The organism is Nonomuraea sp. NPDC005983, from assembly GCF_040614375.1.
Classification (GTDB): Bacteria; Actinomycetota; Actinomycetes; order Streptosporangiales; family Streptosporangiaceae; genus Nonomuraea.
This window is the reverse complement of sequence record NZ_JBEXUP010000064.1, coordinates 39,510-46,952: the sequence shown is the minus strand read 5'-3', so window position 1 is coordinate 46,952 and position 7,443 is coordinate 39,510. Positions and strand designations below refer to the sequence as shown.

General features: G+C 71.4%; 8 protein-coding genes. All 8 read right to left on the bottom strand.

The features are described from left to right. A partial coding sequence (locus ABZ297_RS26090; protein ID WP_355350966.1) for an AAA family ATPase occupies window positions 1-375 on the bottom strand: 375 nt, incomplete at its 3' end. Then, window positions 372-2,702, bottom strand: a complete 2,331-nt coding sequence (locus ABZ297_RS26085) for a LuxR C-terminal-related transcriptional regulator (protein ID WP_355350964.1) — start codon at window positions 2,700-2,702, stop codon at window positions 372-374. The genes ABZ297_RS26090 and ABZ297_RS26085, both read right to left, overlap by 4 nt. A 147-nt stretch (window positions 2,703-2,849) precedes the next feature. Further along, on the bottom strand, window positions 2,850-4,037 hold the full coding sequence (metK, locus tag ABZ297_RS26080; protein ID WP_355350962.1) for a methionine adenosyltransferase: 1,188 nt from the start codon (window positions 4,035-4,037) through the stop codon (window positions 2,850-2,852). A 142-nt stretch (window positions 4,038-4,179) separates the two neighbouring features. Next, window positions 4,180-4,542: a hypothetical protein gene (locus ABZ297_RS26075; RefSeq protein WP_355350960.1), complete on the bottom strand. Its 363-nt coding sequence runs from the start codon at window positions 4,540-4,542 to the stop codon at window positions 4,180-4,182. Window positions 4,543-4,793: 251 nt separating this feature from the next. After that, window positions 4,794-6,113 (bottom strand): bifunctional phosphopantothenoylcysteine decarboxylase/phosphopantothenate--cysteine ligase CoaBC, encoded by a 1,320-nt coding sequence (gene coaBC, locus ABZ297_RS26070; RefSeq protein WP_355350958.1) that lies wholly within the window; start codon window positions 6,111-6,113, stop codon window positions 4,794-4,796. Between the two features lie 8 nt (window positions 6,114-6,121). Continuing rightward, window positions 6,122-6,391, bottom strand: coding sequence for a DNA-directed RNA polymerase subunit omega (gene rpoZ, locus ABZ297_RS26065; RefSeq protein WP_214327606.1), 270 nt, complete (start codon window positions 6,389-6,391; stop codon window positions 6,122-6,124). Window positions 6,392-6,396: 5 nt separating this feature from the next. Then, window positions 6,397-6,969 (bottom strand): guanylate kinase, encoded by a 573-nt coding sequence (gmk, locus tag ABZ297_RS26060; protein ID WP_355350970.1) that lies wholly within the window; start codon window positions 6,967-6,969, stop codon window positions 6,397-6,399. Between the two features lie 140 nt (window positions 6,970-7,109). Next, window positions 7,110-7,433, bottom strand: a complete 324-nt coding sequence (gene mihF / locus ABZ297_RS26055; RefSeq protein WP_020541698.1) for an integration host factor, actinobacterial type — start codon at window positions 7,431-7,433, stop codon at window positions 7,110-7,112. Window positions 7,434-7,443: the final 10 nt, after the last annotated feature.

Genomic DNA, 7,443 nt, shown 5'->3' with positions numbered 1-7,443 from the left:
ATCGAGAACCCGGCCACCAAGCACGCCCACTTCGGCGGGTCGGCGTTCCCGCTGGCCAAGCTGGGCCTCGACACCAAGATGACGACCCTCGGACGTGCTGACCTCCGGCCTGCCGAGCGCGCCCGCCACCTGCCCGACCAGCGCCCGCTCCCCGGTCACGGACGACAGCTCCGCGTACCAGAGGCCGCCGGGGAAGCGCCGCCTGGACTGCCTGGCGATCCTGGCGGCCAGCCTGCTCTTGCCCACCCCTCCGGGGCCCGTGACGGTGAGCAGCCTGCTCTCCGAGAGGGCGGCCAGGCCCTCGGCCACCTCGGACGCGCGTCCGACGAAGCTGCTGTACTCGGCGGGCAGGTTGCCCTTCGCCCGTCCCGTCATGCTTCCTCCCTCCGGAGGGCGCCGGGCCGCCGTCGCCTGATCACCCAGGCGGCGATCTGGCTGCGTCCGGAGAAGCCGAGTTTGGTGAGGATGTTCTCCACATGCGTGTCGACTGTGCGGCGGGCCACGACCAGGCGCTGCGCGATGAGCCGGTTGGTCAGCCCGTCGGCGACCAGTTCGGCCACGTCCGTCTCGCGAGGGGTGAGCGGCGCCCAGATCGACACATCCGCCGTCTCGTCCTGGCCAGGGCCGGACGACAGCGCGTAGGCGATCGCCTCCTCCGCGGGCATGGCTCTGCCCGCCTCGGCCTCCCTGGCGTACTGGGCGCCGAGCGCCGCGCGCAGCTCCCGGTGGTAGCGGGCGCCCTCGGCCGCGAAGTACGGCGAGCCGAACAGCGGGTTCACCTCGTACCCCCACAGCCGGTGCGCCGCGCTGAGCAGCCGCACCGCGCGCGACGGGTCACCCTGGTCGGCGGCCAGCCAGCCGAGCACCTCGACGCAGAACGCGCGGCCGAACGTGGCCTGCAGCGACGCCTGGGTGCGCAGCGCCGCCCGCGCCATCTCCTGCGCCGCCTCCAGCTCCCCGCACAGGCGGCGGACCAGCGCGAGCGCCAGCTCCGCCCACGCCGCCGTACCGCCGTCGCCCGCCTCCAGGCTGAGGGCGCGGGCCCGGGTGAGCACCTCGTCCGCCTCGCCGGTGCGCCCCGCGAGCAGCAGCGTGAGCCCGAGTTCGACGGTGGCGTTGCGCAGGAACATCCCGCCGCGCGGCGCCAGCCCCTCGACGCTCTCGCGCAGGTGCCGCTCGGCGGCCTCCAGGTCGCCCTCGCAGAAGCTCAGCGTGCCAAGCATCTTGGACGTGTGCAGCCCGCCGAGCGCCCCCAGGCGGGCCGCGGGCTCCTCGGCCTCGTCCAGTGCCCTGCGTGCGGCGGGCAGGTCGCCCTGCCCGAGCGCCAGGTGGGCCAGTTGCAGCCAGGCGCCGAGCCGCACCGGGCCGGAGCCCTGGGTGACGGGCAGCAGCCGTTCCAGGTAGCGCCTGCCGTACCCGGCCATGCCGCCGAACATCCACAGGTACCCGAGGCGCAGGCTCATCTCCAGGCCGCGCTCGCGGCTCTCCGGGTCGGCCGCGTAGGACTCCAGCGCGGCACTGAAGTTGGGCCAGTCGGCCCTGATCCGCGCGACCTCCTCCACCCTGTCGTGTTCGCCCCCGTCGCGTTCGCCCCCGTCGCGTTCACGCCCGTCGCGTTCGCCGCCGTCGTGTTCGCCGCTGTCGCTGCCGAACGTTCTGGCCAGTGCCGCGTAGTGGTCGCGGTGGCGGACCCGCAGCCGGTCCGCCTCCGCGGTGCCGTCAAGGCGGGCGGCGGCGAACTCGCGGACGCTGCCGAGCATCCGGTACCGGGTGCGCTCGCGGTCGGGCTCCCTGTTCACGATGGACTTCTCCACCAGGGCCGCCAGCGTGGGATACACCTGGGGGTCGGGCAGCGCCTCGTCCGAGCAGACGAGCTCTGCCGCCGCGAGATCGAACGTGCCCGCGAAGACGGTCAGCCGCTCCCACAGCAGGCGTTCCGCGGGCGTGCACAGGTCGTGGCTCCAGGCGATCGCGGCCTGCATGGTCGAGTGCCTGCCCCTGCGCCCGTCCGCCGGGCCGAGGGGTCCGCCCTCGTCCATGAGCTTCAGCAGCCGCTCGACGGGCAGCAGCCTGACGCGCACGGCGGCCAGCTCGATGGCCAGCGGGATGCCCTCCAGGCGGCGGCAGAGCTCCGCCACGTGCGGCGCGTTCTGCCCGGTCAGCTCGAAGGACGCCTCGACGGCCGTGACCCGGTCGAGGAAGAGCGCCACCGACTCCACGTGTGCGAGATCGGCCGACGGTTCGGCCCCCGGCACGGCCAGCGGCCTGACGATGACCGAGTGCTCCCCGGGGGCGCGCAGCGCGTGCCTGCTCGTCACCAGCACGTGCAGGCCCGGCGCGGCGGGCAGCAGCGCCTGCACCAGCGCCGAGCACTCCTCCGTCAGGTGCTCGCAGGTGTCGAGCACCAGCAGCAGCCTGCGTTCCGCCAGGTGCCCCGCCAGGTCGCCGGTGACCTCAAGGGCCTGGGCTACGGCCTGCTCGGGGTCGTTGTGCCCGGCCAGCTCGACGAAGTGCACGCCGTCGGTGAAGGCCCGCCGCATCAGCTGCGCCGCCCGGACGGCCACGCGGGTCTTGCCCACCCCGGCGATGCCGGTGATGGTGACGAGCCGGCTGCGCTGGAGCATCCGCCGGACGTCGGCGATCTCCTGGCGGCGTCCCACGAAGCTGGTCGTCGCGGTGGGCAGCGTGGCACGCCATGGCATGGTCCCAGTCCCTCGAACGCGTCTGCCTACCTCGACGATAGGCGCGGACTGATCCACGTTATAGGGATCTTCGGGGTGAAAGCACTTCCGGGAAAAGCACAGATGCCGCATCCCATCAGCGGGACGCGGCACCTGTAGGGGTGAATGTCACAGACCGGCGGCGGCCCTCAGCGCCTCGGCGCGGTCGGTGGACTCCCAGGAGAAGCCCTCACGGCCGAAGTGGCCGTACGCGGCGGTCTCGGAGTAGATCGGACGCAGCAGGTCGAGATCGCGGATGATCGCAGCCGGGCGCAGGTCGAAGACCTGGAGCACGGCCTCCTGGATCTTCTCCACCTGCACCTTCTCGGTGCCGAACGTCTCGACGAACAGCCCGACCGGTTGCGCCTTGCCGATGGCGTAGGCGACCTGCACCTCGCAGCGGTCGGCCAGCCCCGCGGCCACCACGTTCTTGGCCACCCAGCGCATCGCGTAGGCCGCGGAACGGTCGACCTTGGACGGGTCCTTGCCGGAGAAGGCGCCGCCACCGTGCCGCGCCATGCCGCCGTAGGTGTCGATGATGATCTTGCGACCGGTGAGGCCGGCGTCGCCCATCGGGCCGCCGATCTCGAACCGGCCGGTCGGGTTGACCAGCAGCCGGTAGCCCTCGGTGTCGATGTCGAGGCCGGCGAGCACCGGGTCGACCACGTGCTCCTTGATGTCGGGCGTCAGCATCTCGGCGAGGTCGATCTCGGCCGCGTGCTGGGTGGAGACCACCACCGTGTCGAGCCGGACCGGCGTGTCGCCGTCGTACTCGATGGTGACCTGCGTCTTGCCGTCGGGGCGCAGGTACGGAACCGTGCCCGACTTGCGGACCTCCGACAGGCGCTGCGCCAGCCGGTGGGCCAGCATGATCGGCAGCGGCATCAGCTCGGGGGTCTCGCGGCAGGCGTAGCCGAACATCAGGCCCTGGTCGCCGGCGCCCTGACGGTCGAGCTCGTCGATGTCACCGTCGACGCGGTGCTCATAGGCGTCGTCGACGCCCTGGGCGATGTCGGGCGACTGAGCGCCGATGGACACCGACACGCCGCACGAGGCGCCGTCGAAGCCCTTGTGCGAGGCGTCGTAGCCGATCTCAAGGATCTTCTCGCGGATGACGCCGGGGATGTCGACGTAGGTCTCGGTCGTGACCTCGCCTGCGACGTGGACCTGGCCGGTAGTGATCATCGTCTCGACGGCGACCCGGCTCTTGGGGTCGTCCTTGAGCATCGTGTCGAGAATCGCGTCACTGATCTGGTCGGCGATCTTGTCCGGGTGGCCTTCTGTGACCGACTCGGAGGTGAACAGGCGACGTGACAACTCAGTGGCTCCTCATGCAGCGGCTGCTGACGGATGTGCGGCTCGGACGGGCAGGACACGCCAGGGCCTCGCCGAAGTCTAGCCCTACCGGCCGCCAAGTCGCGAAACCATCCGCTATCCGACTTTATTAAAGATCCCTTTCTCAAAGATCGGGGAGTGGATCGGGAGGCAGGGTCTCCGGCGCGAAGATCTCCGCGTCGGCGGCCGCGACGACCGCGGCGTACTCCTCGTCGAACTCGAACGCCATCACCCCCAGCTCGATGACCGGGCCCGGCATGATCGGCCCGAGCCTGGTGTGGCGCGGGAACGTCACGTGCACCGAGACCGGGCGGTCGCTCCTGAGCGTCCTGGTGGCGAGGACCGAGATGGCCCTGTCGGTCACCACGACCAGGAAGTTCGCGGCCCCCGGCGGCCCCATGGACACCGCGGGGAAGACGTACCTGATCTCCCCCTGGCCTCCGAGCAGCGTCCTGCAACGATCCCTGACAGCGGAACTCACCGGCATTCCGTCCCCCTTCGAGCCCAGTATCAGCAGGCATCCGGGCTTGTCGCAACAGTCGATCTGGTACGACTCACCTCAAAGCGATCAGCCGGCCGGGGGGACGGAGAAGGACCTGGTGGATCGGCCGACGCAGAGTGACGAGAGCGAGCCGCGTGTCGTGGTCACGCGCGACCACGGCACGCCGAAAGCCGCACATGGCAGAGGGGGCGTTCAGGCCGGTCGGACAAGGCGGCCGGGGTGATCGTCGGGGCCGGTCAGGCGAGGCGGCCGGCGACCAGGTTCCAGACGGCGTCGGCGACGTCCTCCTTGGGGCCGCGCGGCACCTCGACCGGCTCCCCTCCCGCGACGAGCACGGTGGCCGCGTTGTCGGGCGTACCGAACGCGAGCCCGCGCCCGACCTGGTTGACGACGAGGAGGTCGCACCCCTTGCGGGCGAGCTTGGCCTGGCCGTTGGCGAGCACGTCGTCGGTCTCGGCCGCGAACCCGACGATGACCCGGGGCCCGGCGACCACCTGCGCCTCGCCCTGCGGCGGCGCGCCCCCCTCAGCGGGCGCTCCGGCCTGGGAGTGCACCCCGGCTCTCGCGTCCGCTCCGGCCTGCGGGCCCGCTTCAGCCTTCGCGGACGCCCCGGCTCCGGCGGCCCTGCGGCGCTCGCCGAGCTCGGCGAGGATGTCCGGATTCTTGGCCAGATGGATGGGCTCGGGCTCCCCATCCGTCTTCTTGATCTTGGAGTCGTGTGACGTCGCGGGCCGGAAGTCGGCCACGGCCGCCGCCATGACCACGACGTCGGCGTGGGCGGACGCGGCCAGCACCGCCTCACGCAGCTCCGCCGTGGACTCCACCCGCACCACCTTGGCCCCGGCCGGATCGGGCAGCTCGACGTTGGCGGCCACGAGGGTCACCTCGGCCCCCCGCGCCACAGCCGTACGAGCCAGGGCGTACCCCTGCAGCCCGGACGACCGGTTCCCGATGAACCGGACCGGGTCGATGGCCTCGCGGGTGCCGCCCGCGGAGACGACCACCCTGCGCCCGGTGAGGTCGCGCGGGCTCCCCCGCATCACCCGCCGGCACACCTCGAAGATCTCGGCGGGGTCGGGCAGCCGCCCGGGGCCGGTGTCGGCGCCGGTGAGACGCCCGACGGCGGGGTCGAGCACGACGGCGCCGCGCTCGCGCAGGGTCGCGACGTTCGCGCGGGTCGCCGGGTGCTGCCACATCTCCGTGTGCATCGCGGGCGCGAACACCACCGGGCAGCGCGCAGTCAGCAAGGTGTTGGTGAGCAGGTCGCCGGCGAGCCCGTGGGCGGCCCTGGCAAGGACGTCGGCCGTCGCGGGCGCCACCACGACGAGCTCGGCCTGCTGGCCGATGCGCACGTGGGGCACCTCGTGCACGTTCTCCCACACCTCGGTCGTCACCGGGTTGCCCGACAGAGCGGCCCAGGTGGGCTCGCCCACGAACCGCAACGCGTCGCGGGTCGGGACGACCCGCACCTCATGCCCGGACTCGGTGAACAGGCGCAGCAGCTCACACGCCTTGTAGGCGGCGATGCCGCCGCTGACACCCAGGACGACCTTCATCGAAGGGGTCAGACCGCGCCTTCGATGGGCTCGGCGTTGAGCAGGCCCTCGGAGACCTCGCGCAGCGCGATGGACAGCGGCTTCTCCTGGGCGTGCGTCTCGACCAGCGGCCCGACGTACTCCAGCAGGCCCTCGCCGAGCTGGGAGTAGTAGGCGTTAATCTGGCGAGCCCGCTTGGCGCCCATGATCACCAGGGAGTACTTGCTGTCGACGATGTCGAGCAGCGAGTCGATCGAAGGGTTGGTGATGCCCTCTGCGGCGGGGGCGATTCCTGCCACGATTGTCAGACCTCCCGGTTGGTGGTTGTCGTGACCCCCTGAGGGTCAGTCATCAAGGCTATCAGCCGGGCGCACACTTCTTGGACGCTCGTGTTCACCAGCGAGAGGTCGAACTCTTCCTCGGCCGCCATCTCGACACGCCCCGCGGCCAGGCGGCGCGCGATGACGTCCTCAGGCTCGGTGCCGCGTCCGCGCAGCCGCTTCTCGAGCTCCTCCCAGCTAGGGGGAGCCAGGAACACCAGCAGGGCGTCGGGCATGCTCTGCCGCACCTGCCTGGCGCCTTCGAGGTCGATCTCCAGGAGCGTGGGGACGCCCCCGGCGAGCTTCTCCTGGACCGGCTCGCGTGGCGTGCCGTACCTGTTGCCCGCGAACTCCGCCCACTCGAGCAGCTCTCCGGCCTGGACCAGCCGGTCGAACTCGGCGCCGTCGACGAAGTAGTAGTGGACCCCGTTCACCTCGCCGGGCCGGGGTCGCCTGGTGGTCACCGAGACCGACAGCCACACCTCGGGGTGTGCCCGCCGGAGCTCGGCGACGACCGTGGACTTGCCGACGCCTGACGGCCCGGACAGGACCGTCAGCCGTCGCTCGCTCGAGGGGAGGAAGTCGCCGACCTTCGTTCCAGGCCCAACTGCCTCGTAGGCCCTAACACTGCCGGACCGGGACCTGTCGGTCACTTCCTACCCCCCGTTTGAACCCGCGTTTTCGTGTGGAACCGAGACTAGCTCTCGTTGCCACCGAACTCGCGCTCGAGGGAGGCCCTCTGGTTCGCACCGAGACCCCGCACGCGGCGGGACTCGGCGATGGCAAGCCGCTCCATGAGCTGCTTGGCGCGGACCTTGCCCACGCCAGGGAGCGACTCCAGAAGCGCCGACACCTTCATCTTGCCGATGACGTCGTCGGTCTGCCCATCCTTGAGCACCTCAGCCAGAGAAACCGCACCATGCTTGAGCCGGTTCTTGACCTCGGCACGCTCTTTACGGGCCTTGGCAGCCTTCTCCAGGGCTGCGGCGCGCTGCTCAGGGGTCAGGGGAGGAAGAGCCACGCCGGGTCAC